25 protein-coding genes and 1 pseudogene are annotated in these 25,600 nt (G+C 33.3%); 13 read left to right on the top strand and 13 right to left on the bottom strand.

What is annotated here, in order from left to right; translation table 11 throughout:
- Positions 1-64 precede the first annotated feature (64 nt).
- Positions 65-841, top strand: coding sequence for a tRNA pseudouridine(38-40) synthase TruA (locus RBH94_RS13755; protein ID WP_307881420.1), 777 nt, complete (start codon positions 65-67; stop codon positions 839-841).
- A 46-nt stretch (positions 842-887) separates the two neighbouring features.
- Positions 888-1,562 carry a DUF2461 domain-containing protein gene (locus tag RBH94_RS13750; RefSeq protein ID WP_307881419.1) on the top strand — a complete coding sequence of 225 codons (675 nt, stop codon included), beginning with the start codon at positions 888-890 and terminating at the stop codon, positions 1,560-1,562.
- Here the strand turns inward: RBH94_RS13750 and RBH94_RS13745 are convergent.
- On the bottom strand, positions 1,559-1,975 hold the full coding sequence (locus RBH94_RS13745) for a glyoxalase (protein ID WP_188222056.1): 417 nt from the start codon (positions 1,973-1,975) through the stop codon (positions 1,559-1,561). The two genes, RBH94_RS13750 and RBH94_RS13745, sit on opposite strands and share 4 nt — an antisense overlap.
- 130 nt (positions 1,976-2,105) lie before the next feature.
- On the opposite strand from RBH94_RS13745, the gene RBH94_RS13740 reads away from it, so the two are divergent.
- The 8 genes from RBH94_RS13740 to RBH94_RS13705 all read left to right on the top strand — a co-directional run bounded on the left by RBH94_RS13740 (position 2,106) and on the right by RBH94_RS13705 (position 9,367).
- On the top strand, positions 2,106-2,993 hold the full coding sequence (locus RBH94_RS13740) for a DUF72 domain-containing protein (protein WP_307881418.1): 888 nt from the start codon (positions 2,106-2,108) through the stop codon (positions 2,991-2,993).
- A 17-nt stretch (positions 2,994-3,010) separates the two neighbouring features.
- On the top strand, positions 3,011-3,397 hold the full coding sequence (locus RBH94_RS13735; RefSeq protein WP_307881417.1) for an acyl-CoA thioesterase: 387 nt from the start codon (positions 3,011-3,013) through the stop codon (positions 3,395-3,397).
- 235 nt (positions 3,398-3,632) lie between these two features.
- Positions 3,633-5,027, top strand: coding sequence for a 3-isopropylmalate dehydratase large subunit (gene leuC / locus RBH94_RS13730; protein WP_307881416.1), 1,395 nt, complete (start codon positions 3,633-3,635; stop codon positions 5,025-5,027).
- Positions 5,028-5,083: 56 nt separating this feature from the next.
- Positions 5,084-5,680: a 3-isopropylmalate dehydratase small subunit gene (leuD, locus tag RBH94_RS13725; RefSeq protein ID WP_188222052.1), complete on the top strand. Its 597-nt coding sequence runs from the start codon at positions 5,084-5,086 to the stop codon at positions 5,678-5,680.
- Between the two features lie 3 nt (positions 5,681-5,683).
- The gene (locus RBH94_RS13720) at positions 5,684-7,207 is read left to right on the top strand and encodes an alpha-isopropylmalate synthase regulatory domain-containing protein (protein ID WP_307881415.1); all 1,524 of its coding nucleotides are present in this window, start codon (positions 5,684-5,686) and stop codon (positions 7,205-7,207) included.
- A 13-nt stretch (positions 7,208-7,220) separates the two neighbouring features.
- Complete coding sequence (gene leuB, locus RBH94_RS13715; protein ID WP_307881414.1) at positions 7,221-8,276, top strand: 3-isopropylmalate dehydrogenase; 1,056 nt, start codon at positions 7,221-7,223, stop codon at positions 8,274-8,276.
- 157 nt (positions 8,277-8,433) lie between these two features.
- Positions 8,434-8,853 carry a hypothetical protein gene (locus RBH94_RS13710; RefSeq protein ID WP_307881413.1) on the top strand — a complete coding sequence of 140 codons (420 nt, stop codon included), beginning with the start codon at positions 8,434-8,436 and terminating at the stop codon, positions 8,851-8,853.
- A 16-nt stretch (positions 8,854-8,869) separates the two neighbouring features.
- Complete coding sequence (locus RBH94_RS13705; protein ID WP_307881412.1) at positions 8,870-9,367, top strand: hypothetical protein; 498 nt, start codon at positions 8,870-8,872, stop codon at positions 9,365-9,367.
- Between the two features lie 84 nt (positions 9,368-9,451).
- On the opposite strand, the gene RBH94_RS13700 is transcribed toward RBH94_RS13705, so the two are convergent.
- The 4 genes from RBH94_RS13700 to RBH94_RS13685 all read right to left on the bottom strand — a co-directional run bounded on the left by RBH94_RS13700 (position 9,452) and on the right by RBH94_RS13685 (position 12,752).
- Positions 9,452-10,762 (bottom strand): mechanosensitive ion channel family protein, encoded by a 1,311-nt coding sequence (locus tag RBH94_RS13700; protein WP_307883172.1) that lies wholly within the window; start codon positions 10,760-10,762, stop codon positions 9,452-9,454.
- A gap of 2 nt (positions 10,763-10,764) precedes the next feature.
- A complete protein-coding gene (locus RBH94_RS13695) occupies positions 10,765-11,055 on the bottom strand; it encodes a DUF3817 domain-containing protein (RefSeq protein WP_307881411.1) in 291 nt (96 codons plus the stop codon).
- A gap of 65 nt (positions 11,056-11,120) precedes the next feature.
- Entirely contained in the window at positions 11,121-11,738 is a 618-nt protein-coding gene (locus RBH94_RS13690; RefSeq protein ID WP_188222048.1) for a YqaA family protein, read from the bottom strand.
- A gap of 186 nt (positions 11,739-11,924) precedes the next feature.
- Positions 11,925-12,752 carry an OmpA family protein gene (locus RBH94_RS13685; protein ID WP_307881410.1) on the bottom strand — a complete coding sequence of 276 codons (828 nt, stop codon included), beginning with the start codon at positions 12,750-12,752 and terminating at the stop codon, positions 11,925-11,927.
- 438 nt (positions 12,753-13,190) lie between these two features.
- Here RBH94_RS13685 and RBH94_RS13680 point away from each other — a divergent pair, with 438 nt between their 5' ends.
- The 3 genes from RBH94_RS13680 (at position 13,191) to RBH94_RS13670 (ending at position 16,325) form a co-directional block, all read left to right on the top strand.
- Positions 13,191-13,823 (top strand): fasciclin domain-containing protein, encoded by a 633-nt coding sequence (locus RBH94_RS13680; protein ID WP_307881409.1) that lies wholly within the window; start codon positions 13,191-13,193, stop codon positions 13,821-13,823.
- A gap of 199 nt (positions 13,824-14,022) precedes the next feature.
- Positions 14,023-15,213: a histidinol-phosphate transaminase gene (locus RBH94_RS13675; RefSeq protein ID WP_307881408.1), complete on the top strand. Its 1,191-nt coding sequence runs from the start codon at positions 14,023-14,025 to the stop codon at positions 15,211-15,213.
- Complete coding sequence (locus RBH94_RS13670) at positions 15,213-16,325, top strand: permease (RefSeq protein ID WP_307881407.1); 1,113 nt, start codon at positions 15,213-15,215, stop codon at positions 16,323-16,325. The genes RBH94_RS13675 and RBH94_RS13670 overlap by 1 nt, the downstream gene beginning before the upstream one ends.
- Here RBH94_RS13670 and RBH94_RS13665 read toward each other — a convergent pair.
- The 8 genes and pseudogenes from RBH94_RS13665 to RBH94_RS13630 all read right to left on the bottom strand — a co-directional run bounded on the left by RBH94_RS13665 (position 16,322) and on the right by RBH94_RS13630 (position 25,279).
- The gene (locus tag RBH94_RS13665; protein WP_307881406.1) at positions 16,322-18,388 is read right to left on the bottom strand and encodes a DUF748 domain-containing protein; all 2,067 of its coding nucleotides are present in this window, start codon (positions 18,386-18,388) and stop codon (positions 16,322-16,324) included. The two genes, RBH94_RS13670 and RBH94_RS13665, sit on opposite strands and share 4 nt — an antisense overlap.
- A 563-nt stretch (positions 18,389-18,951) precedes the next feature.
- A complete protein-coding gene (locus RBH94_RS16085) occupies positions 18,952-19,242 on the bottom strand; it encodes a hypothetical protein (protein ID WP_374047741.1) in 291 nt (96 codons plus the stop codon).
- A 30-nt stretch (positions 19,243-19,272) separates the two neighbouring features.
- Positions 19,273-20,223, bottom strand: a pseudogene (locus RBH94_RS16080) (glycoside hydrolase family 5 protein); the annotation flags it as partial.
- A gap of 324 nt (positions 20,224-20,547) precedes the next feature.
- Entirely contained in the window at positions 20,548-21,753 is a 1,206-nt protein-coding gene (locus RBH94_RS13650) for a glycoside hydrolase family protein (protein ID WP_307881405.1), read from the bottom strand.
- A gap of 32 nt (positions 21,754-21,785) precedes the next feature.
- On the bottom strand, positions 21,786-23,300 hold the full coding sequence (locus RBH94_RS13645; protein ID WP_307881404.1) for an arylsulfatase: 1,515 nt from the start codon (positions 23,298-23,300) through the stop codon (positions 21,786-21,788).
- Between the two features lie 341 nt (positions 23,301-23,641).
- The gene (locus tag RBH94_RS13640) at positions 23,642-24,208 is read right to left on the bottom strand and encodes a GNAT family N-acetyltransferase (protein ID WP_307881403.1); all 567 of its coding nucleotides are present in this window, start codon (positions 24,206-24,208) and stop codon (positions 23,642-23,644) included.
- A gap of 37 nt (positions 24,209-24,245) precedes the next feature.
- The gene (locus RBH94_RS13635) at positions 24,246-24,722 is read right to left on the bottom strand and encodes a GNAT family N-acetyltransferase (protein WP_307881402.1); all 477 of its coding nucleotides are present in this window, start codon (positions 24,720-24,722) and stop codon (positions 24,246-24,248) included.
- A 35-nt stretch (positions 24,723-24,757) separates the two neighbouring features.
- A complete protein-coding gene (locus tag RBH94_RS13630) occupies positions 24,758-25,279 on the bottom strand; it encodes a GNAT family N-acetyltransferase (protein ID WP_307881401.1) in 522 nt (173 codons plus the stop codon).
- Positions 25,280-25,600 lie beyond the last annotated feature (321 nt).

Genomic DNA, 25,600 nt, shown 5'->3' with positions numbered 1-25,600 from the left:
ATTTATAAAATTTTTGTCATAACTGATAAAATAAGTTTACTTTGCCCGCGGATTAAACATAGTGATGAAAAAATATTTTTACGTAATCACCATTCAATATTTGGGCTATCGGTTTCATGGTTGGCAAAAGCAACCTGATGTTAAAACTTTGCATTTAATGGTAGATCGTACTTTGAATTTTATTTTAGACGGAAAACGGTTTAAAAGTTTAAGTTCAGGAAGAACCGATGCAATGGTGTCGGCGGAATGTGCTGCATTTGAATTATTTTTATCGGAACCCTTAGAGGATTTGCATTCATTTTTAGGATTGTTTAATTATAATCTACCTCAAGATATTCGGGCTTTAGATATCAAAGAAGTTGATGCTAAGTTTAACATTATTAATCATTCTAAAATAAAGGAATACCTGTATTTATTTACGTTTGGTGAAAAATGTCATCCGTTTTGCGCACCGATTATGACAACGATTCTCGATGATTTGGATATCGAATTAATGAAAGAAGGTGCTAAATTGTTTCAAGGAGAACATTATTTTAAATCCTACTGCTTTAAGCCTACCGATAACGGGATATACAACCGTGAGATTATTACCTGTGAGATTGTTGAAAATGATATTTATACAGCGAATTATTTCCCGAAACAATCTTATGTGCTTCGGGTAAAAGGAAAAGGCTTTATGCGAAACCAGATTCGTTTAATGATGGGAACTTTAATCGATTTAGGTAAAGGCAAATTAACCTTAGAAGATATAAAGCATAGTCTGCAGCAGGATGTGTTTGTTAAAATGGAATATATTGCTCCGGCATCCGGTTTAATTCTTAATCATATAGAGTTTGAATAACCAACAGGCTTTTGTAACTTAGATTTAAATTTTTAAAATAACTCATATGAAAGTCGTACCAGAAACTGTATTTAAATTTTTTCAACAGTTAGAGCAAAATAATAACAGAGACTGGTTTAATGAGCATAAGAAAGAATTTAAATCCATAGAAAAGGATATTAAAAGCTTTTACAATAGTGTTTTAGAAGATTTGAAAGCCCACGATGACATTGACAAGCTGAAAATCTTTCGTATTTATCGTGACGTGCGTTTTTCTAAAAATAAATTACCTTATAAAACCCATTTTGGAGGGACTTTTCACCGGGTTAAACCGGAATTACGAGGTGGTTACTACATACATATTCAACCCAATAATGAAAGTTTTATTGCTACAGGATTCTGGCAACCTGAGCCGGCCGACCTGCTTCGAATTCGAAAAGAATTTGAAGTAGATGCCAGAGAAATGAGAGATATTTTAAATAATAAAAGCTTTAAATTTATTTGGGGCGACCTTGTTGGAGATGAAGTAAAAACAGCGCCCAAGGGTTTTAGTAAAGATCATGAAAACATCGACTTGATTAAGAAAAAACAATATATCTTTATAAAAAAATATACCGACGCTCAAGTTTTAGATGCTGGGTTTATTGATGATGTAAATATGGCATTTAAAGCAATTCGCCCATATTTTGATTATATGAGCGATGTGCTTACTACTAATTTAAACGGGGAAAGTTTGCTTTAAATCGCTTTAAGAATCTCGGGTTTTTCAAAAAGCTGTACATTATCGATTAATCGCTGTTTTACAAGATTCATCATACGTTTATTTAGTGCCGATGAGTTTTGAATGTAATTTATATACTCCTCAACCGTAAACATGCCAATAATCATACCTTTTAAAGAATTTCTGAATTTCATATCTTTAATTATAGCATTTTCAATGTAATCAATGCGCTTTTCAATGGTTAAGCTGTAGAATACATTTTTGTGCTTGCTCACATAATTTAAAAAAACTTCATTCAATAAATTGTTCTGAAATTTAACAATAGGGCGCAATACTAAATTCTGAAAACGTTCGTCACTACTCATATTGTCGTTAATAGTAGTTGTTTTAAATTCAGGACGAATCTTTGTTAAGTTAAGCTGTCTATTATCCATAATTATAAGAGTTTTATTAAAATTATAGAATTAAAAAGCGCAATTGGTCGTGAAAAATTATAATTGTTAACGACTTTATTAACAAATCATATTTTTATCTTTATTCCAAAATTGAATTAATAAGAAATAAATGAAGTTTGGAAGCGTAGATAATCCGCAAGATATAGATTTTTCATTACCGCCAGATCACCCGGATACAGTCAAAAATTTGAATAAATTTAAAGATGATAATGTTCCTGAAATTTATGTAGGCTGTGCCAAATGGAATAGAGCAGATTTAAAAGGGTTTTATCCGCGTGGTACGAAAGATGAATTGGTGTATTATTCATCACAATTTAATTCAATTGAGTTAAATGCCACTTTTTATCGAATTTTTCCAGCCGAACAATTTGAAACCTGGTATAACAAAACGCCTGAAAATTTTAAGTTCTTCCCAAAATTAAATCAGGAAATTAGCCATTGGAAGCGATTGCAGGAAACCACAGATGTGGTTAATCATTTTTTAAATAACGCAGCGAATCTAAAAGAAAAACTAGGAACTATATTTTTACAGATGCATAATAATTTTGCGCCGAAAGATTTTGATAGAGTCGTGAAATTTGCAGAATCATGGCCTAAGGAAATGCCTTTGGCAATGGAGTTCAGGCATACCGACTGGTATAATGATGATTCTGTTGCAGAAGAATTGTATCAGCTACTCGAAGCCAACGATATTTCCAATATTATTGTCGACACAGCAGGAAGGCGCGATCTAATGCATATGCGCTTAACCAATGCTACAGCTTTTGTGCGCTATGTTGGCGCTAATCACTCTAGCGATTATACGCGTTTGGATGATTGGATAGAGCGGATAAGGCTCTGGTCTGAGCAAGGCGTAAAAGAAATAGACTTTTTTATCCATCAAAATATTGAAAAAGAGTCCCCTTTATTATCGGCTTACTTTATAAATAAGCTGAATTCAGAATTAGGATATAAATTAAAAATACCAAATGATGACGAGCAACCGTCGTTGTTTTAATTAATAAAAACATTATTATGAAATTCCACACCAGAAAATGGGTTAAACCCGAAGATTTAAACGCTAATGGTACTTTGTTTGGAGGACGTCTTTTAGAATGGATAGATGAGGAAGCTGCCTTGTATACTATCATCCAGCTAGAGAACCAAAAAGTGGTTACCAAGTATATGAGTGAAATAGATTTCAAGGCCTCAGCAAAGCAGGGAGATATCGTTGAAATAGGTATGGAAGTAGTTAAATTTGGTAAGGCTTCTTTGGTTTTAAGTTGTGAAGTACGAAACAAAATGACCCATGAAACCATTATTACCATTTCAAGTATTGTTATGGTGAATTTAGGGCCAGATGGTAAAGCAAAACCTCACGGAAAGACCGAAGTAGAATACGTAGTTAACAGGTTGAAGTAATTTACCTAAAATAGAGCTTTAAAATTTCCAAGCAATTTTGCGATTCCGTTAAAAAATTATCGATTTTTTTCAGCTTCGCTAATAATCCTATAAAAATATCACAAGCATGTGCCATATGTTTTAGTAAATGCTGAAAAAATTAGAGTATTTATTAACTTTGTCTTCCTTGGTTAATTGAACTTCATTAACCAATACATTCACTAAGATTTAAAACTAAAATTAGAGATATATTATTATGAGCAAGACATTGTTTGACAAAGTATGGGATTCACATGTTGTAAGGAAAATTGATGGTGGTCCGGATGTGTTTTTTATAGACCGTCATTTTATTCATGAAGTTACAAGTCCTGTGGCATTTCTTGGGTTAAAAAATAGAGGATTAAAAGTATTATACCCAGAGCGTACGTTTGCTACAGCAGACCATAACACGCCAACCATTAACCAGCATTTACCGGTAGAAGATCCCTTATCTGCTAACCAGTTAAAAGCATTAGAAGAAAATTCTAGTGAATATGGTATTAGCCACTGGGGATTAGGGCACAAAAAGAACGGTATTGTTCACGTTGTAGGTCCTGAAAACGGTATTACATTCCCTGGGGCAACTATTGTTTGTGGAGATTCACATACATCTACACACGGTGCGTTTGGTGCTATTGCTTTTGGTATTGGTACTTCAGAGGTAGAGATGGTATTGTCTACACAATGTATTATGCAACCTAAGCCAAAGAAAATGCGTATCAACGTAAATGGCGAATTAAGCAAAGGGGTGACTCCTAAAGATGTTGCTTTATATATCATTTCACAATTAACAACATCAGGTGCAACAGGGTATTTTGTTGAATATGCTGGTGATGTTTTTGAAAACATGACTATGGAAGGCCGTATGACTGTTTGTAACTTATCTATTGAGATGGGGGCTCGTGGTGGTATGATTGCACCTGACGACACAACGTTCAATTATTTAAAAGATAAACCATTATCTCCAAAAGGAGAGGAGTGGGATAAAGCTGTTGCTTACTGGAAAACTTTAAAAACTGATGCTGATGCATCTTTCGATAAAGAAATAAACATTAATGCTAAGGATATTGAACCAATGATCACCTACGGAACAAATCCAGGTATGGGTATTGGTATTTCTAAACACATTCCAACTGCAGAAGCTGTAGAGGGTGGTGTGGCAACCTTTAAAAAGTCTTTAGACTATATGGGGTACCATGAAGATGATGCTATGGTTGGTAAGAAAATCGACTATGTATTCTTAGGAAGTTGTACCAATGGTCGTATTGAAGATTTTCGTGCGTTTGCATCTATTGTAAAAGGACGTAAAAAAGCTGATCATGTAACGGCTTGGTTAGTACCTGGGTCTCACGAAGTTGAAGATAAAATTAAAGAAGAAGGTATTTTAGATATTATTACCGAAGCTGGATTTGTATTGAGACAACCAGGTTGCTCGGCGTGTTTGGCTATGAATGATGATAAAGTTCCTGCTGGAAAATATGCTGTGAGTACTTCTAACAGAAACTTCGAAGGACGTCAGGGACCTGGATCGAGAACCTTATTAGCATCTCCATTAGTAGCGGCTGCTGCGGCTGTAACCGGAGTGGTAACTGATCCAAGAGAATTATTATAATCATTGAATTAAAAATTGATTAAATCAACGATTAAACACAAAAATTAGAATTTAAAATGGCTTACGATAAATTTAATATACTAACAACAACAGCGGTACCTTTACCATTAGAAAATGTAGATACCGATCAAATCATCCCGGCACGTTTCTTAAAAGCAACAAAACGTGAAGGTTTTGGTGATAATTTATTCCGCGACTGGAGATATAATGGTGATGATACGCCAAAAGAAGATTTCGTTTTAAACAATCCTATTTACACTGGTAAAATACTAGTTGGAGGAAAGAACTTTGGTTCTGGATCTTCAAGAGAACACGCTGCCTGGGCAGTTTACGATTACGGATTCCGTTGTGTGGTGTCAAGTTTCTTTGCTGATATCTTTAAAAACAACTGTTTAAACATTGGGGTGTTACCGGTACAGGTTTCTCCAGAGTTTTTAGAGCAAATCTTTACTGCGGTTTACGACGACCCAAAAACAGAAATCGAAATCAATCTTCCTGAGCAAACCATTACTATCCTTTCTACTGGTGCTCAAGAGTCTTTTGATATCAATAGTTATAAAAAAGGAAACATGTTAAATGGTTTCGATGATATCGATTATTTACAAAGCATGAAAGGTGATATAGAAGCGTTCGCTGAAACTTTACCGTTGTAATACATGGCATCTAAAAGAATTGAAATAATGGATACGACACTCCGCGATGGTGAACAAACCTCGGGAGTGTCGTTTTCTGCTTCAGAGAAACTCACCATCGCTAAACTTCTTTTAGAAGAATTAAAAGTTGACCGTATTGAAATAGCCTCGGCCAGAGTATCTGAAGGTGAATTTCAAGCTGTTAAAAACATAACAAAATGGGCAAAGGACAACAACTATTTAGATAAAGTTGAAGTCTTAACATTTGTTGATAAAGGCGTGTCTATCGACTGGATGATTGAAGCAGGGGCAGTGGTTCAAAACCTTTTAACTAAGGGCTCACTTAATCATTTAACTTACCAACTTAAAAAGACAGCAGATCAGCATTTTAGTGAGATATCAGAAACTATTTCTTTAGCATCTTCAAAAGGCATAAAAACCAATATTTATTTAGAAGACTGGAGCAATGGTATGCGTAATTCTAAAGACTATGTTTTTCAGTTTTTAGAATTTTTAAGCACACAAAATGTAGATCGTATCATGCTACCTGATACCTTGGGAATTTTAACGCCTATAGAGTCTTTTGAATTTGTAAAGGAAATCAAAGATAATTACCCTGATTTACATTTCGATTTTCATGCGCACAACGATTACGACTTAAGTGTTGCCAATGTTATGTCTGCCTTAAATGCAGGCGCAGATGGTTTGCATCTTACTGTAAATGGTATGGGGGAGCGTGCAGGAAATGCACCTATGGCGAGTACTATTGCCATGATAAACGATTTTATGCCAACTATTGAAATTGGTGTAAACGAAAAGGTGTTATTCACGGTAAGCAAGCTGGTAGAAAACTTTTCAGGAATTATGATTCCTGCCAACAAACCGGTAATTGGAGCTAATGTGTTCACACAAACCGCTGGAATTCACGCAGACGGCGACAACAAGAAGAATCTCTATTTTAGCGACCTAATGCCTGAGCGTTTTGGCAGAACACGAAAATATGCACTTGGCAAAGCCTCAGGGAAAGCCAATATTCAAAAGAATTTACAAGAATTAGGACTATCGCTCAACGATAACGATCTAAAGAAAGTCACGCAACGTATTATCGAGTTGGGTGATAAAAAAGAAGTGGTTACTAAGGAAGATCTTCCGTATATCATATCGGACGTTTTAGATAGTTACTCCTATGAAGAGCATACCAAGGTTAATTCATACGTTTTAACACATGCTAAAGGCTTAAAACCATCAACAACGGTTTCCATTACAATTGATGGTGATACATACGAAGAAATTGCTTCTGGTGATGGTCAGTTTGATGCGTTTATGAATGCACTTCACAAAATCTATATGATGCGAGATGAAAACCTTCCGGATTTAATAGATTATGCAGTAAGAATACCTCCGGGAAGTCATTCTGACGCCTTGTGTGAAACTATTATAACCTGGAAAAACGGTAAAAATGAGTTTAAAACACGTGGTTTAGATTCCGATCAAACGGTTTCCGCAATTAAAGCCACAGAAAAAATGTTAAATATAATTACTAATTAAGAATACAAAATAAATGAAATTTAATATAGCACTTTTAGCAGGTGACGGAATAGGACCTGAAGTGATTGAGCAAGCAGTGAAAGTAAGTGATGCTGTAGCTGAAAAATTTGGACACGAGATAACTTGGAAACCAGCTTTAACAGGTGCTGCTGCGATTGATGCGGTAGGCGAGCCTTATCCAGATGAAACTCACGAGATTTGTGCATCGTCAGATGCAGTGTTATTCGGAGCAATCGGGCACCCGAAATTTGATAATGACCCTACAGCGCCGGTACGTCCAGAGCAAGGGCTATTAAAAATGCGTAAAAAACTAGGCCTATTCGCTAACGTTAGACCAACCTTTGTTTTTCCGTCATTATTAGATAAATCGCCTTTAAAGAAAGAACGTATTGAGGGGACCGATTTAGTGTTTTTCCGAGAATTAACCTCTGGAGTGTATTTCGGTGAAAAAGGACGAAAAGATGATGGTAATACCGCTTACGACACCAACATGTATACGAGAGAGGAAATCACACGTTTAGCACGTAAAGGTTTTGAAGCGGCTATGCAACGTTCTAAAAAATTATGTTGTGTAGATAAGGCTAACGTTATGGAAACTTCTCGTTTATGGAGAGAGACTGTGCAAGGGCTGGAAAAAGAGTATCCTGAAGTAACTGTGTCTTATGAGTTTGTTGATGCTGTAGCAATGCGTTTAGTGCAATGGCCAAAAGATTACGATGTATTAATTACAGAAAACTTATTTGGAGATGTTTTAACCGATGAAGCTTCTGTGATCTCGGGTTCTATGGGGTTAATGCCATCGGCATCCTTAGGAACAAGTGTTTCGTTATTCGAGCCGATACATGGGTCTTATCCTCAGGCGACAGGTAAAAATATTGCGAACCCAATGGCAACGGTATTATCTGCAGCTATGATGTTTGAGAACTTCAACTTATTAGAAGAAGGAAAAGTAATCAGAGACGCTGTAAATAAAGCTTTAGCTGAAGGAATCGTAACAGAAGATTTAGCTGAAGGAGGAAAAGCTTACGGAACTAAAGAAGTAGGTGATTGGTTAGCTGCGAATATTTAAGCTTTGTAAATAGAATATTTAGTATATTATGTTTAGCCTATCATTTAAAATGATAGGCTTTTTTATATGGTTATAATTTTATAAGATTTTTCTTGATTATTATTATTATTATTATTATTATTATTATTATTGATATTGTTAATCTAAATCATATTCAATGAGAAAAAAAATTTTATTGTTGTTTATAGTATTAGCCATAAGTGTTAATTCATTTTATGCTACAAGTACGACGCAATCTGGTGGCTATTTCATGGAACTTATACATGAAAAGCAAGAATTTGTAGTTCATTTAATGGGATGGTATTATGCTCAACTATACGCAACAGGCACTTGTGCTCGTGAAGGTGACCCAATTCCCTATCCCGTTTGCTCAGGTTTAGTTCCTACATTCAGTGGTGTTGGCCTAAATGGTAGTATAGGATTAGTAAGTTATGTTTTTAACCAAGAAAATAATGATCTTTACTACTATGCATTATATCAAGGAAATGTATGGGAAGAAATAGCTGGTTATCAATTTAATGTTCCAATTAGCGGAAATTTTGAGGGTTATTACCCTATAAATAGAGCATGCCATTAACTTAAAACTTAAAATAATGAAATTAAAAATTAATTATTTAATAATTTTAGGCTTAATTTTGTTTTCTTGTAATGATTCTAATCAAGAAGAACAATCTAAAAACCTTAATTACAGTACCAAAGAAAGAGAGTTTGTTATTGATTCTATTTTTAAAGAATATGGATTAGAATCCAATAAATACGTAAATAATAAAAATGATATTGCAGGGAAACAAAGTAAAAAAGAAAACTATAAGCAAACATTATCTGAAAGTTTAACAAAAGAACAAATTGATTCTATTGTTAAAATAGTAGAGATGATTAAAGCTTATGAAAAATCCGATCAAGCAGCATTAGTTCAAAGAATGGAAGTTTTAAATGATAATTATAGTTCCATGAGTGACATAGAAATATTACAATATTATAAAGTTACAGATAGTATGTTTAATACTCATTTTTCAGAAATTTATTCAAAAAAAATAAATGGTATAGGAAACAATGTTACAACAAATTTTGAAGTATCTGGAGATAATTAGCAAACAACTAAAACTAACAAAGGTGAATTCAGAAGAATTCACCTTTTTTTATGTGGATACTGAATAGAATTCAGTATGACAATTTTAGTTTCCTTTAAAGCTTGAATCGCTTGGCAATTCGAAAATTTCCAAATCGAAATAGGGAAGGGCTGCTATCAAGTGATCAAATATATCAGACATAATATATTCGTAGTTTTCCCAGCGCTTATCACTACTAAAGGCATAGATTTCTAAAGGAATACCTTGCGTTGTTGGTGCTAATTGGCGCGCCATAATCATCATATCTTTATTAATAGCCGAATGTTGTTTAAGATACGAATCGATATACTTTCTAAATACGCCTAAATTGGTTAAATTTCTTCCGTTAAGTGATAACGTTTTGTCAATGTTATGCGATTCATTATACGACTTAATATCGGCTTGTCTACTATCCAGATACGAAGTAATGAGTTGAATGCCTTTTAGCTTTTCAACTGTTGCATCATCTAAATATTTTACACCACTTTGTTTAATATATAATGCTCGTTTAATACGACGTCCTTCGGAACTTGTCATACCACGCCAATTCTTAAATGAATCTGAAATTAAGGCATACGTGGGAATGGTAGTAATGGTTTTATCGAAATTCTGAACTTTCACTGTCGCTAATGTAATTTCGATAACATCTCCATCGGCGCCATATTTTTCAAAAGTAATCCAGTCACCAATACGCACCATATCGTTAATGGATACCTGAATACTAGCTACAAACCCAAGAATAGTGTCTTTAAAGACCAAAAGCGCCACAGCAGAACCAGCACCTAAAGCAGTAATAAATTTAAAGAATTCAATTCCTGTAATGATAGCAAACGAAGAGAAAATCCCAATTACCCAGGCGAAAATCATAAATACCTGAATATAACTTGCTATAGGTTTATCTTTGAAGTTTGGTAGGGTCTTAAGATAATCTTTAATCGTGTTTAAGAGGCTTCGCACCACCCACAAGGTTAATACTATCGCGAACACCTTAAGTGTCTTTTCTGCAAAATTTTCAAAATCAGGAAAATCTGTAAACACTAAAGGAATAAACTCTAAAGTAATAAGCAGAGGTATAATATGAGCTATGTTTCTTGGTACTTTATTAGCGATCAATAAATCGTCAAAATTAGTTTTCGATTTGGTGGCAAATTGCGTAAAAATACCTCTTAAAAACTTTCTGATAAGGAAGTCTATAATAAACACTAAAACACCCAAAACTACTAAAAGAGCGAACATATTCAGGTATTTCGCGCTAGTCTCATTTAAACCTAAAGACAAAAAATGATCGTATAGCCAGTGCTTAAAATCTAAACCTGTTGTTTCAAAAACCTTTTCGGTAGATTCTATAATATTTTCATTTTCTTTTTCTTGAAACATCATTAAACTACGGGTTTTAAATATTTTTTATCCACATAAAATGTTCCGAATGGTAATATAGCTGCAAATAAAATAAATGAAAATTGTTTACCGTTCCAGCTATAATCTGGTTTTATTAAAAAAGCTAAAACAATATATCCAATAAATAATAAACCATGTGGCATGCCTAATAATTTGACATATTGTGGTTCATTTAGCATGTATTTTACAGGAGTAGCTATAAAAAGTAAAAGAATATATGATAACCCTTCTAAAAAGGCAACAATTCTAAAGATGTTAAGCAATGAAAACATAGTATAAATTTTTGCCTGTAAAAATAGTGTACAAAGATTAAAAAAAGCCTGACTTTAAGACTTTTTTAAAACACATGAAAAATTACCAGTCCGTAAATTAAAAAACGTAATAAACGTAAGGACCCGAAAAGCATGACGTTTCTAAACGGAAAAGCAATGATTCCGGCTGCCATACAGGAAATTGAAAAGGGTAGTGGTAGGAGCGCACCAACAACAATTAAGAAACCACCCCATTTTTTAGAGTTTTTCAATTGTTTTTTCATTTTAACCTCCATGTAATTGTGTATGGAAGGAATTTTGGTAATAATATGCCCTAGATAATAGGATATTAAACCTCCTGAATATGATAAAATAGCCAGTAAAAATAAATACATCCAAGGCGCATGCATTTTTCCTGCCCAGGCAATAAAAATTTCTGGCGGCACAAGTCCCAAAAGAGTTTCTGAAGCAAAAAAGAAGGTTAAAACGCCATAAACAGGTAATGTTTTGGTTAATTGAACCAGTAGATCGTTAATGTTAAAAAAGTGATTAACAATATAAACGCCAGCAACCGCTAAAATAATATAGGGTAATGCTTTTTTTACGGCATTCCAAACAAACCCATAAAACCCTGTGTAGCTATAATACTGGTGTAATAACTGTAATCTGGATTTTTCAGATTTTGTTTTTGGTTTGGATTTCATTGTAAAAGCAATTTTTTTAGGCTAACAAATATAGCAGATTAGAATGCTTTACCTGATGAAGTATGGGTTTTTTAATAAAGATTTAAGACTTTATAAACCCTGAATTCAAATATTGAAGAAACGAAAAAAAGCTGCCTTTTGAGGGTAGACAGCTTTTTTTACAATGGATTAATAGAGAGATATGTTTTATTGATTTGCAGCCATTAGCGCAAAAAACTTATCGATATTTGGTAAAATAACAATTCTTGTTCTTCTGTTTTTAGCTCTGTTTTCGGCAGTATCATTACTTACTAAAGGTTGATAAAAACTTCTACCAGCGGCTATTAATTTTTCTGGTGCTACTTCAAAATTGTTTTGTAAACGTTTTACAACAGATGTTGCACGTAAAACACTTAAGTCCCAGTTATCTTTTACAGAAGCACTTTCAATCATTTTCTTGTCATCTGTATGTCCTTCAACCATAACGTCTAAGCTTTCTTCAGAGTTGATAACATCAGCGATTTTTTGTAAAATAACGTCAGCTTTATCTGTTACTCTGTAGCTTCCAGATTTGAATAACATTTTATCTGAAATAGAAATCATAACTACGGTTTCCTCAACTTTTACAGCGATATCATCACTTTCATCAATATCGCTTGCTGTATTTTTAATGTTGTAAGCAATAGCTGCGTTCATTGAATCTTTTAGAGTAGTGGTACCAGCTAAATACTCAGAAGGTACATTTTTTAACGTTTCACGCATTTGCGCTTTAGCATCTTCGCTCATAACAACACCATCAACGTTTACCATTTTTGCGTTGCTTTCTTCAGTTAATGAGTTGATTTTGTTATTGTAAGCATCAACACGCGCTTGAATAGCGTCAAATTTTGCTTCTAATTCTTCATTCTCAACTTTTGTTTTGGTTAATTCACTTTTAAGCTGACCATTTTCGGTTTCTAAAGCAACATATTTCTTTTTAGAAACACAAGACGATAATAAAATCGCTGACAATACTACTAATGATATTTTTCTCATAATTTAAGTTTGTTGTTTGCTTATAATTACGATGAGACGTCGATTATAGACGTTGAGCGGTTAATTATTTTTTATTTTATTTATAAACTACTGAAATAGAGGTGTTTCAAATATTCTATTTTACATAATATAAATTATAATCCAAAAATACCTATCGAGTATTAATATATAATTATGCATACTAATAATCACTGTATTGAACTGATATCCCTAATTATTAAATTCTTTTAAACTATAATTAGGATTAAACCTTATAAAACAAATAAAGAGGTTTTATCTCTGGCAAATCATATTTGTCAAAATATTATACAGCCTTGAATAGTTATTATATTTTAATTTTTACTGTTTAAAAACTATTTTGTTTAACTTTTTGTTAAAAATATTAAACAATTAAATTAAAATTCTTATCTTTAAGGTATTAACTAAAACATATAAGTGATGAAACGATTTTACAAAAGCATTCCCCAAATCACAACTTGTTTAATGTTAACCTTGTTTGTGTTGTCTTGTAATACTGAAGATATGTCTACTATGCAAGATGACACTTCTGCCTCTTTATACGAAATTATAGAGGCTAATTCGACTTATAGTTCTTCAACCGCAAAAGCTGCGCCCAAAAAAGGTGCCGATCCGATAGCTGCCATTGCTATAGATGCTGAGTTTACTCAATTGGTAGCCGCTTTAATGTATGTTGATGAGCAACTTGACGCAGGTCTTGTTAATCTCTTTTTAAACGGGAATGACCAATTTACCGTTTTTGCTCCAACCGACGAGGCTTTTAGTGCCTTATATGCTGCACTAGAAATAGATGGTATTACCGATTTAGATGCTGAACTGGTTTTGAGTGTATTACAATACCACGTAACAACCGGTCGTAGAGCTTCTAACAGTGTGGTGCCAAAAAATGGTATGCGTACCATTGAAACATTATTACCTGACGCTACTTTTGATGTTTACCCTGATTTAAGTATTATGGCTATTGGAAATTCGGCCAATATCATGTTTGCAGATATTTCTGCTTCTAATGGAATTATTCACGTAATCGATACGGTTATACTCCCTATAGAATAATTTGTTTGTAGTTTAATTGGTTTATTAGGTATAAAAGCTATCAAAATTTTGATAGCTTTTATTTTTATACAATTGTTGTTTTTTTAACAAAAATCAGAAAACAATACATAAAAGTTAACAAAATACACTTTTAAGGTAAAATTCTTTATATTTTCAACGACTTATAATATTAAATTAGCAAATAATTAAAAGCTTAAAAATGAAAACTCATAACATTAGTAGACGAGATTGGTTAAAAAAGGGTTCGCTAACATTGGCAGGTTTGGCAATGGTACCTTCTGACGTTTGGGCGGAGTCTGTAAAAATTGCCCAGGCTAACAATAGTACTTTTTTGTACAGAACTGATAATAGTTTTAATGAATTTACACCTCCAAGTGTATTTGAACCTAAACTTAAAGCGATATTAAGGGCTAATGAAAATCCATACGGTCCCCCACCCCTTGCTGCTAAAGCTTTTCAAGAAGAAGTGTTTTCAGGAAACAGATATGCCTGGTCGACACTAAATAATTTAATAGAAATAATTGCAGAGAAAGAAAATGTTAAGCCGGAACAAATATTAATGGCTCCTGGGTCGTCAGATATTTTGGAGAAAGTTGGAATGGTGTTTTTTCAACATGGAGGCGATGTAATTAGTGCAGATCCGAGTTATATGTCCTTAATAAATGTATCAGAGTCTGTTGGAGGTCGATGGAGATCTTTTAAACTCCTTAACGATTATCAGCATGATTTAGAAGCCATGGCCGCCGCTATAGATAAAAATACTAAACTTGTTTATATATGTAACCCAAATAATCCCACCGGCACAATAACTAATGTAGATAAACTAAAAAGATTTTGTAGTAAAATTTCTGAAAAGGTACCTGTTTTTGTCGATGAAGCTTATATCGAACTATCTGACAATGGCTTAAAAGATAGTATGGTGAGTTTGATTAGCGAGGGAAAAGATGTAATGGTTGCCAGAACATTTTCAAAAATACACGGAATGGCTGGTTTGCGAATTGGGTATTTGGTTGGTAAAGAAGAAACCATTGATAAAATTAACCAAATTACACGTGGTGGTATGGGGATTACAGGACCTTCTATTATGGCGGCAACAACCAGTTTAAAAGGAAATGAATTTTTAAAAATGACCAAATCTAAAATAGCCGAAGCACGTGATTACACTAAAGCTTATTTAGATAGCAAAGGATTTAAATACATGCCATCTCAAACCAACTTTATAATTTTTGAAATTAATATGGATGGTAAAGAATTTTTAGAGAAAATATACAGTAAGCAAGTTGGAGTTAGAGCTTTTACTTTCTGGGGTAAAAATTGGTGTCGAGTTAGTATGGGGACTCTTGATGAAATGAAACTTTTTACCAACGCAATGGATGAAATATTTGCTTAATGTCTGAATCTATAACTAAAATTATTTCTTTTATCTCATTTATCCTTATTGGAGTTTTATTAAAGAGAAAATTTAGCAACAGGGAGGAGTTGAATGGGTTGAAAAAAATCATACTGTTGTTGGCTCTACCTGCAACAATATTTATATCGCTGTTAAAAATTAATTTACAAGCCAACTTAATTTTGCTTCCTTTTTTAGCTTTAGGGTTGAATATGTTGTTATTTGTTATAACCCCAACTCTTCTAATCTTTTTAGATATTAAAGATAAGCCTCAAGTCAATACCGCTAAATTATTATTACCATCCTTAGCTCCTGGTCTGTCCTGTTTCCCATTTATTTTCGAATTCTTAGGGGATTCTTATTTAGCAAAGGCGGCAATGGCTGATTTAGGAAACAAATTTTTTGTTCTTTTTATATTATATATTGTTGCTATAAAATGGTATTACAGGAACCATTCAGATAGACAAGAACCTTTAAAAGAGAAAATTAAATCCTTAGGAAAAGTAATGCTGTTTGAACCTATAAACATTCTTATAGTTATTGCATTAATTTTCTTAATATTTGGAATATCGTTTTATGATTTACCTATATTTTTACAGGATAATTTGAATAGGCTTGCAGCCATGCTTACTCCAATGGTATTACTTTTTATTGGCTTAGCAATTAAAGTAAAAAGAAAATCCTTCATTCAAATATTTTCATTACTCATGCTAAGGTACGGTGTAACGCTTCTTTTGGTAGGATGTATAGTTTCTCTGGTTCAATTTACGGTTAGTGATGATGTTTTATTCATGCTAGTTTTTTCTTTAAGCGCATGCAGTTTCTGGCCTTTTGCTCATATTTCCAGTATTACCTCTAAAGAAATCGACTTGAAGGATGGGCAAAAAACATTTGACATAGATTATGCCTTATCTCTTTTAGCTTTATCATTACCTTTATCTGTATTACTAATTCTTGCTGTTTTTATTTCAGAAAAAACATTTACAACCCCTAAAAATATTTTTTTACTTGCCTTTTGTATTATTGCAGCAGGTATCATAGTTCCTTTTTATAAATGGGCAAAAAATGGAGCTCAAATTAAATCGAAATTCAGTAGAATAGAAAAGTATTAATTGAATTCTACTTCTTCTATTTCAAAATCTGATTCTCCTTGCATTTTATATTTAATCTCAAAAACAGGTTGAGATCCAGTATTTTTAAGGTTTGTTGGAGATGGAATTGTTATTTTAATTTTTGTGCTATCGTTAGATTGTTGCGTTAAATAAGTTTTAACACTAGCTACCCGTATAGAATCAAAAGCCTTTGATACTGCATTGATTTCTGTAGTATCTACCAGTTTTAATGCTTTGGAAATTTCTTCTTTTTGCTTGTTTTTATCATTAAAATATACCAATTCAATATCTAAACCAGGTTTGTTTTTTTCGAGCTTTCTTAATAAGTCAAGTTGATGTTCTTTGCGGTTAACAAGTGTTGTATCCATGTAAGTATAATTAATCTCTTTAATATCAGTTGGATCTACATTTATAAGATTTGAGAGCGCTCTGAACGGAGACGTTACGGTTTTTACCAGAAAGTTACCGAACGTTCGCCATATTATTTTTCGAATATCAATTTCAGGATCGTTTAAATCACCTCTCACAGGAATATCCATATTAATTACACCGTCCTTATCTTTTAATATAAATAATGCCACTTTTAATGGTAAATTATAAAACGGACTTCCTTTTTTATTACCAACTTCTGCATGATGCACAATTAATTTGTTTTCCAGATTAAGTTTTCCCTGGTTAATATCAATGATTCCTTTATAATACATATCTCCATAAAGAATAGGATAACCGGTGTATTCCATTGAATAAATGTTTAAATCGCTTAACTGAAAGTCTGAAATCACATAATTTACCTTCATATTCATAGCTGCATCACTAGGGTTAAATCCAATGTCTGCTACTAATTGTCCACGTTCATTTAAAACCATAGAAGCCTTGCCATTAACCCAATCGGAATCACTTTTAATTTCGTTGAAATCCATCTTTACTTTAGAGAAGTTATAGACGAAAGGCGTTGCCGTGGTGTGGTCGGTAAAATTTAATTTACCTTTTTCTAAATGAATAGATTTTACACTAAACTTTACAGGTGGCTCCTTGTGGTCTTCAGATGTTACATTAGGCTCCGATGAGCTTTCAGTAGTATCTAAACCAAAAGAACGATAAAAATTATTGGAGTCTTTAAATAGCTGAAAATCAATTATAGGTTCTTGTATTCTGATATCTCCTAACTGATACACTGACTGCATAGGCATCACTTTTTCAATAGGACAAACGATGTTATGTGCTGCTAAAAATTTCTCACCGGTAGCATCGGTTAAAGCAAAGCCCTCTAAAGAAGAATTACCTGTAATATCTATCGTTTTTAAGTTATTCAAGTTTCCTGAAATATCAACTTTTCCTGAAGCTAATCCTTCCATTTTTGAAATGTTAAGATGCTCCTTAGTGTATGGAGTAAATGATGAAATGTCAAGATTATCGATAGTTAAATGAACTAAATAATCCCCTTTTTCTGAGTCAAATTCCGAAGTAATTCCAAACTGTCCTCCTTCGGTAAGTTTAAATGAAGCATCCATTTTACTGGAGCCTCTTCCCCATTCTACATGAGGTAAATAAAAGGATAAATTATTTAAAGTCTGAGTTACATTGTGTGTTTGATCATTATATATTAAGGTACCTCCGTTTAGATTTAAATCAGACAGACTAAAGAGGTAAGCTTTCTTGTCGCTATCTGGTTTGGTAACTGTATCACTTTCAGTTTTGTGAAAAGCAATTAAATCATCAAAATTGAAAATCGAATCTTTCTGAGAAATGTTTACCCAAAGGTTTTTAATATATAGTTGCTCCACTACTATAGATGAAGAAAAGTATTCTAAAGGATCTACATCAAGAATAAGACTATCCAAAGAAACAAACTTATCCTTATCATTAGCTTCAAACATTGTTGCTCCACTTAGCGTTATTGTAGAGGTGAAATAATTTACAGACAAGTCCTTAATTTCTAGCTTTCTACCAACCCATTCTTTACCGTGTTTCTCCAATTGATTTCGAATAATAGATGGAGAAATTGCAAGAAATAGTGCGGCTACCATCAATATACTAAAGCATACAATTACCAAGCGTTTCATTGTTTTGGTTAAAGACATTCCGAGAAACTTTGACTTTTGGTTTCCTGCAGGCATAAAGCTAAATATTTATAAGTCTAGTATTAAAATATAATTCAAAGGTAATAATATGCTATTTATATTCCATGGGTAATAGATATTCTAAAAGTTAAAATATATTAACGGAATGATTTTATAGACCAATAACACCTTCTTTATTGTTATTAGTAAAATCAATATATAAACCTTAATTAAATAGAATATAACTATAATAAATATAAACAAACAAAATAAGGTTTAAGTATAACTTAAACCTTATTAAAATAGACAGTTTTTTTATGTCTCTTATAATTTTAATATTCCGCATCATTGATTAGAAATTTTTAAATACTCAATTCTCAAGGGGAAGGAAAATTACTACTATAATAAATGAAATTTTACAAGAATAAATAATTTTTATTTAACATGAAATAGCAAAAAACTATATTCACCAGTTGTAATAAAATTTTATAATTCCAATAAAGAGTATGACGATTGAAGAACTTGGTGAGGTGCGATTGATAATTTAATGAATGACTAGCTGTGTTTTAATTCCACATTATTCTAATAACTCTTTGTGTTTTCTTTTTAGCATCTAAATTATTAATTGTAAGATAGCCAACATTTGAGTTTTCTATAGGTTTTATCTTGTAAGCACAATCAAATTCCACATGAGCTTTATTTATATTCGGTAAATAAAAAATGGTTGGTTCTTTTATGTCTTTCAATTCATTCCATTCACAATAAAATTCATGAGAATTGAGGTCATAATTATATGATAAAAGTTCACCCGAAATAGCATAGGGATATGGACGAATAATTGCTTCTTTAAAATACAAATCATTTTCTGTGCCAGGGTAATATGCCCAATACGTATTACTGAATTTATAGTTATTTATTAGGTTAATATTAGTTTGTGCTATTTTCAACATCGCATTTGAGTCACTATGTAGGGCGCCCCACTCACCTATTAATACAGGTAAATTTATTCTTTTCGCGTTTTTTGAAATATTTCCAAAAATCCCTTCTAAGCGATGGCTACTTGAGTTTTCCATATTATTAGTGTCAACTAATAAATCATAAACATGTGCTGCATAGGCCACTAAAGAATCTTTTTGATTATTTATTTTTAAAGGCTTCAGAGCAGTGTTTACGCCACTATTACAAAAATAACTGTGATTTATAAATAAGATTTTATCCTTGTCAATCGCCCGAATTTGAGCTGCTATTTTTTCATAAAAGAGTTGTAATTTGTTTTTTTCAAAAGCACTATGGAGTTCATGCACACCATCCATTACTTTAAGAAAAGTTTCTTGATCATTCAGAAGTTCGAGGGCTTTATATCGTCCAGAGCTTGAAGACCACATTTTAGCTACCTCTTCAATGTTAATTGTTTTACCCGTTTTCTCCTTAAACACCTGCGTATAACTTAAAAATAATTTTGGCAGATACAGTTGAGCCTCAGATCCAGGAAAAGGTTCATTCATTAAGTCGTAGCCTATAACAGTTGAGTTTTCTTTATATCGATTAGCAAGTACTTCCCAAACTCTGGCATAATGATCCTGAATTCCCATACCATTATCAACCATTTTGTTGTCCCAAAAATTATCCCATGCCGCTTGTACAGCTGGACTAATCAGGTAAGCGTCGCTCCAAACTTCCCCTTCATAATGTGGCTTGCTTTCATCTAGCGTGGCCCATTCAGGAGCACCATCGCTATATTTCACACTGAATAAATCTTGATGCATATCCAAATAAACAAACACGCCAGCTTTGGTGGCGTATTCAATCTGTCTGTCCAAATATTTCAAATAAGATTCACTAAATTTTCCAGGTTCTGGCTCAAGTCCGTCTCATATAACGCCCAACCTAACTACATTTATTCCCCATTTTTTAAAGTTTGAAAATGAAAGTGAATCAGAGTCCCATCTGTAATTAGATATTTTATTTTTATTAACTAAGTTAACCCCATTCAATATGATATGACGACCGCTTTGATCGATAAAATTTCTACCGGAAATGCTAATTTTTTCAGGAAATAGCTTTGTTTTTGTGTTCGTTTTATTTGTACATGAAACAAAAGTGCATACATATAATAACAGTAAAAAAACTAAACGCAATTGACTCATAAATTACAAATTATATTAATGTTTTAATGGGATATGTACATTAAACGACTCTCCTTTTTGAGTGGGATTTACGTTAATCAAAGCACATGCTGAATACAGCACCTTAGGTGTCCCGTCTTCATCAATTAAAAGTTGCGGACGTTCTAAACGATTTACATGAAGCGTGTCTCCAGATTTAAGAATGACTTCCTTTTTTAAAAAAAAGGATTCTTTTGGTTTTGTCCATTTTATACCATCAATAGACTCCAATAATGCCAAGCCTGGTTGACCTGTTGTAATTTTCCCCGTAAAATCCTTAAGTACAACATAAAACTTTTTATTTGTATTGTGATACCATACATAAGGATCTTCCCCACTGGCAATCGTGCCATCTTTGTTTCTAATATCAAATACAAAGTCGTCGGTTGCTGTAAAAGGACCTATTGGAGAATCACCAATTGCAACACCATGGACTCCTCGCCATCCGGGGTTATAAAAGTTACCTTTAAAATATAACAGATACTTTCCATCTGATGGACGCTGTACAACCGAAGGGTTAACTACTATAATATTATCGGGCTTAGGCGCTGTGCCTTCTGGTGAAGGATTAACAATATTATTAGGTTTTACACGGGTTCTAGGTTTTAAAAGCGGTGTATCGAAACGTTTGTATTTTCCGTTCATCAAATCTTCAAAACTATTAAATTCAATAACGCCAATACATTGACTTTGCTGAACCCGGTTTCGTTTATTTACATGTTCGCCTTTTGAACCTACAGGTTGCATCCCCGGATCTTTTCCGGCGCCATAATATAGATAGTACTTATTATTAAACTTCTTTATATGCGGGTTATGAACCATTTGTGCGTCCCAGGCTGTAGAATCTCCTTCTAACGCTTTTCCTCGTAACACAATTTTTTGAAATTTAAAATCTCTATCAGGATAATCTGAAACCGCGTAAGCTATTTTAGAATTAAGCACCCAGGAATTTGAAAATGATGGAATCGAATCTCCGCACTCCCAGGTAGAATACAGCATATGGTATTTATCATCATCTCCTTTTACAACACTGCCGCCCCAAACAAATCTATCAGGATCATTTAATACTGATGGTCCAACAATAATATTGCCTGCTACGCGACCATCAATGGGTACTGCTTGAACGCTTAGGGATTCTTGTTTTTTTTGAGTACAGTTAAAAAGAATTAATACTGAACATAAATTAAGAAAAATGACCTTCATTTAGTTTTAGTTTATTGTTTTAAAAATAGTTGTTAGTTTGTTGCTTTATTTACGGAGTATCCTTGTTCACGATAGTTTGAAAGTAAATTTTCTAATTCATTAATTTTTTCTGGGTACTTTTCAAATAAGTTTGTTCGCTGTTCAGGATCGTCTTTCATATTAAACAGGATACCTTCCGTTTCAAAATCTGTGTATCCAGTAAGGTTTTTAAACGCTTGAGGCATTTCTCTGTGACCTCCGGAAGCACTGTTAATATAGAGCCAATCCCCTTTTCTTATACCCCACTTAGATTCATAGGTGTTATGCACAATAGCTTCACGAAGCGGTTTCTTATAATGTTCTCCGTTTAATATGGGTGTTAAATTATAACTATCTGGGGCTGCATTTTCCGGAAGTTCGACACCAACTACATGAGATAAAGTAGCCATAATATCCACTTGAGAAATAACTTCATCAGACACAGAACCTGGCTTAGTATGGCTTGGCCATTTTACAATGAAAGGAACATGGTGTCCTCCTTCCCAAACATCTCGTTTTAACCCTCTAAAATTGCCCATACTGAAATGGTTGTATTCTACCGCACGCTGCCATGCATAATGCTCCGGACCATTATCGGCACTAAAAATAACTATAGTATTATCTTCAAAACCATTATCCTTTAAAGCTTTCAAAACCTGCCCAACTACCCAATCGGTTTGTACCATAAAATCACCATAGGCTCCAGCTTCAGATTTTCCATCAAATTCATCATTTGGAATTATAGGAGCATGTGGAGATGGCAAGGCAAAATATAAAAAGAAAGGCTGCTTATTATCTTGACTAGATATCCACTTGGTAGTTTTTTTTGTTAAGGTGGGTAAAACATTATACGGGTTCCATCCTTTAACTCTAGGCCCAGGACGAAATTCCCAATGCCCTTCTTTTACTTGAAAACCTATATTTTTTCGAGTCATACTTTCGGTTGGCGCTTCAATTATTCTGTCGTTTTCTACCCATGCATATGGAGGAAAATTAATAGTGCCATCACCAAAATAATAATCAAACCCACGATCTAAAGGACCTCCTTTTACGGGTTGATTCCAGTCAATATCTTCTGGTAAAACACGATTTGAATTAATAGAATCATGTTTAAATTTCCAGTTCCAACCTAAGTGCCATTTGCCTATACAGGCTGTAGTGTATGCTTTTGCTTTTAAGACTTGAGGTAAGGTTACATCGGAAGCCTTAAAAAACGGAGCGCCAAAAGCCTGAACCACTCCAAAATGATTGCTTCGCCAGTGGTATTTCCCCGTAAGAAGCGCATAACGACTGGGTGAACATATTCCTGAAGAACTATGAGCATCGGTAAAACGCATGCCTTCTTTTGCCAAATTATCCAAATTAGGGGTTGGAATTTTTGAATTCGGATTTTGAATATTTAAATCGCCGTAGCCCATATCATCAGCATAAATAATAACAATATTTGGCGGAATGTTTTTCTTTTCTTTCGAGCAACTAACCAAGGCTACTGAAACCAATAGAATATTTAGAATTTTAGGAGTTCTCATAAATTATCTATTCTGTAAATTGATTTACAAAATACTATATGTGTTGATATTTTAAACGAATTTTCGATAGACAACAAACTTAAAGCCTTTAACAACATTTGATCTTTAAACCGTATTTCGTTATCCTTAATACCCAGCAATTATAATAAACCCTTATCAATTCAAGTTATTTTAACCATGCCTAATTTTCATGAATTCTGTAGCACATTAATGTAAATAGAAAAGGCGTTTAAATTATTAGCGGAGTTTACTAATTCTTTAATTGACTCTTGAACAGGGTATTGATGTTTTTGTTAATAGGATATTTTGAATGGAATAGATATGGTGGTTTCTAGTATACTTTAAACGTATTCGTTCGCTTTAGTCCAATCGGATTTTGTTATTTTATAACACAAGCAAACTTCATATTCTGGATACTCTTTAAGTTTAGGGTGATTAAATTCTGAAATTTTTTTCATTCCTATTTTCTTCATTACGTGTTCAGAATTCTCATTTTGTTTGGTACATGTGGCTATAATATGATCTAGATTTAAATCTGTAAATGCCAGTTGAAGACATCGTTTCGCGCCTTCTGTAGCGTAGCCTCTTCCCCACGCTCTCTTTTTTAAACGCCAACCTATATCTACAGCTGGTGTAAAGCTAGAAGCATAGGTTTGAAAGGCTAAACCAATAAAACCTATAAATTCTCCTGTTTCCAGAATATCGACGGCAAAATAATTGTAACCATGCGTTTTAAAATGGACTTGTAACCGATCGACAAACTCTTTGGTTTCCTCTTTAGATAAAGTTTTAGGGAAATGTTTCATTACGTCGGCATCGGCATTCATTCCTGTAAATTCCTTTATATCATTTGTTTGCCAATTCCGAAAACCTAACCTTCGGGAGGTAAAAAGATAATCTCTGTTCATTGTTTATTTAGTTGGTTGTTGGTGAATTTTAACTTAATTAGATAGTCTTTACCATCCATATATTGCAAGATGTATGCCCGGATTGTCCTAATGGTTTATCTAAGGGGTGAAAGTCAAATCTTTTATACATTCTAACGGCGGTTGCGAAATGCGGTAAACTTTCAAGGTAAATATGATGAAACCCTAATGCTTTAGCGGATTCAATATTTTGCTGCATAAGTTTAGTGCCAACCCCCTTTCCTCTGGCTGATGGTAATAGGTAAAACTTAACCAGTTCCGCATAGCCTTCCGGCAAGCCCTCTGTTGGGTATATTCCGCAACAGCCTAATACTTCTCCTTGATCTTCAGCTACCCATAACATTGAGTTTTCTTGTTTAAATAATGTAAATAAATCATCGGTTGTGGGATCAGAAAAAACGGTGCCACATTTTGGAGCATGATGTTCGGTAAAAGTGTTCTTTATAATACTTGCCAAAATAGGATTGTCTGATATTTTTAGTTGTCTAATGATCATTTTAACATATTCATATTTAATTAGTGCTTCTATCCTTATTTGTTTATAATTTTATATAGCAATAAATCTTCGTCATCACCTGGAATATTGGTGACTTTCTTGAACTTTAAGCCTAATTTTTCAAGTAACTTTTGTGACGAACTATTTTCCTTTGTTGTTATGGCATAAATTTCGGTTAAGCCAAAATTATTAAAAGCCATATTTTTCACTTTTCCAGCAGCTTCAAAAGCATAACCTTGTTTCTCGTACTGTGGAAGAAAAGCAAATCCTATATCTACGCCTTCAACCCCTTCTCTGTCGTATAAACCACAGCTACCTATTTTTTCTTGATCGGTTTTTCTAATTACTGTATAATTTGCAAAACCAAGTCTTTTTAATTGAGGAAGCATCTTAGTTTCTATATATAATTTGGCTTCGCTTAACGTATGTACTTTTCTATCTCCAATATATTTTAACCATTTAGGGGTGTTTAATAGCTCTAAAACAAAGGCAGCATCTTCTGTAGTTGTTGGCTTTAAAATAAGTCGCTCGGTTTCAAAGGTTTTGTAAAAGCTCATGGCTTAAGTTTTACATGTTTAAATAAAGATAAATTATTTAGAAAAAATAAGTTGCACATGACAGCCTTTTTCTAACTGCTCTGCATTCAATTCATCCTGCATCAATTCAAGATATCAAGCTGGATGTCTTGAGCACCTAAAACAGCCATAGTAAGAAATAAGAGTATGTATAATTGGTGTACCTGTAAATTTTATGAAGGATTTTTAGAACTTACTTAATTTAATACGATACGATAGTTTCTTCCAATTAATAGAAATAAAATCGGTTTAAAAGATGAATTGTTAAAACTAAAGTTCATATAGATTATTTTACACCAAGCA

It is taken from the genome of Aestuariibaculum sp. YM273, assembly GCF_030908365.1.
Classification (GTDB): domain Bacteria; phylum Bacteroidota; class Bacteroidia; order Flavobacteriales; family Flavobacteriaceae; genus Aestuariibaculum; species Aestuariibaculum marinum.
This window is presented reverse-complemented; position numbering and strand designations above follow the sequence as displayed.

Excerpts from the sequence above, each read along its gene's own strand:
- RBH94_RS13755 (WP_307881420.1), top strand. The coding sequence starts at position 65 with ATGAAAAAATATTTTTACGTAATCACCATTCAATATTTGGGCTATCGG.
- RBH94_RS13750 (WP_307881419.1), top strand. The coding sequence starts at position 888 with ATGAAAGTCGTACCAGAAACTGTATTTAAATTTTTTCAACAGTTAGAG.
- RBH94_RS13745 (WP_188222056.1), bottom strand. The coding sequence starts at position 1,975 with ATGGATAATAGACAGCTTAACTTAACAAAGATTCGTCCTGAATTTAAA.
- RBH94_RS13740 (WP_307881418.1), top strand. The coding sequence starts at position 2,106 with ATGAAGTTTGGAAGCGTAGATAATCCGCAAGATATAGATTTTTCATTA.
- RBH94_RS13735 (WP_307881417.1), top strand. The coding sequence starts at position 3,011 with ATGAAATTCCACACCAGAAAATGGGTTAAACCCGAAGATTTAAACGCT.
- leuC (WP_307881416.1), top strand. The coding sequence starts at position 3,633 with ATGAGCAAGACATTGTTTGACAAAGTATGGGATTCACATGTTGTAAGG.
- leuD (WP_188222052.1), top strand. The coding sequence starts at position 5,084 with ATGGCTTACGATAAATTTAATATACTAACAACAACAGCGGTACCTTTA.
- RBH94_RS13720 (WP_307881415.1), top strand. The coding sequence starts at position 5,684 with ATGGCATCTAAAAGAATTGAAATAATGGATACGACACTCCGCGATGGT.
- leuB (WP_307881414.1), top strand. The coding sequence starts at position 7,221 with ATGAAATTTAATATAGCACTTTTAGCAGGTGACGGAATAGGACCTGAA.
- RBH94_RS13710 (WP_307881413.1), top strand. The coding sequence starts at position 8,434 with ATGAGAAAAAAAATTTTATTGTTGTTTATAGTATTAGCCATAAGTGTT.
- RBH94_RS13705 (WP_307881412.1), top strand. The coding sequence starts at position 8,870 with ATGAAATTAAAAATTAATTATTTAATAATTTTAGGCTTAATTTTGTTT.
- RBH94_RS13700 (WP_307883172.1), bottom strand. The coding sequence starts at position 10,762 with ATGTTTCAAGAAAAAGAAAATGAAAATATTATAGAATCTACCGAAAAG.
- RBH94_RS13695 (WP_307881411.1), bottom strand. The coding sequence starts at position 11,055 with ATGTTTTCATTGCTTAACATCTTTAGAATTGTTGCCTTTTTAGAAGGG.
- RBH94_RS13690 (WP_188222048.1), bottom strand. The coding sequence starts at position 11,738 with ATGAAATCCAAACCAAAAACAAAATCTGAAAAATCCAGATTACAGTTA.
- RBH94_RS13685 (WP_307881410.1), bottom strand. The coding sequence starts at position 12,752 with ATGAGAAAAATATCATTAGTAGTATTGTCAGCGATTTTATTATCGTCT.
- RBH94_RS13680 (WP_307881409.1), top strand. The coding sequence starts at position 13,191 with ATGAAACGATTTTACAAAAGCATTCCCCAAATCACAACTTGTTTAATG.
- RBH94_RS13675 (WP_307881408.1), top strand. The coding sequence starts at position 14,023 with ATGAAAACTCATAACATTAGTAGACGAGATTGGTTAAAAAAGGGTTCG.
- RBH94_RS13670 (WP_307881407.1), top strand. The coding sequence starts at position 15,213 with ATGTCTGAATCTATAACTAAAATTATTTCTTTTATCTCATTTATCCTT.
- RBH94_RS13665 (WP_307881406.1), bottom strand. The coding sequence starts at position 18,388 with ATGAAACGCTTGGTAATTGTATGCTTTAGTATATTGATGGTAGCCGCA.
- RBH94_RS13650 (WP_307881405.1), bottom strand. The coding sequence starts at position 21,753 with ATGAAGGTCATTTTTCTTAATTTATGTTCAGTATTAATTCTTTTTAAC.
- RBH94_RS13645 (WP_307881404.1), bottom strand. The coding sequence starts at position 23,300 with ATGAGAACTCCTAAAATTCTAAATATTCTATTGGTTTCAGTAGCCTTG.
- RBH94_RS13640 (WP_307881403.1), bottom strand. The coding sequence starts at position 24,208 with ATGAACAGAGATTATCTTTTTACCTCCCGAAGGTTAGGTTTTCGGAAT.
- RBH94_RS13635 (WP_307881402.1), bottom strand. The coding sequence starts at position 24,722 with ATGATCATTAGACAACTAAAAATATCAGACAATCCTATTTTGGCAAGT.
- RBH94_RS13630 (WP_307881401.1), bottom strand. The coding sequence starts at position 25,279 with ATGAGCTTTTACAAAACCTTTGAAACCGAGCGACTTATTTTAAAGCCA.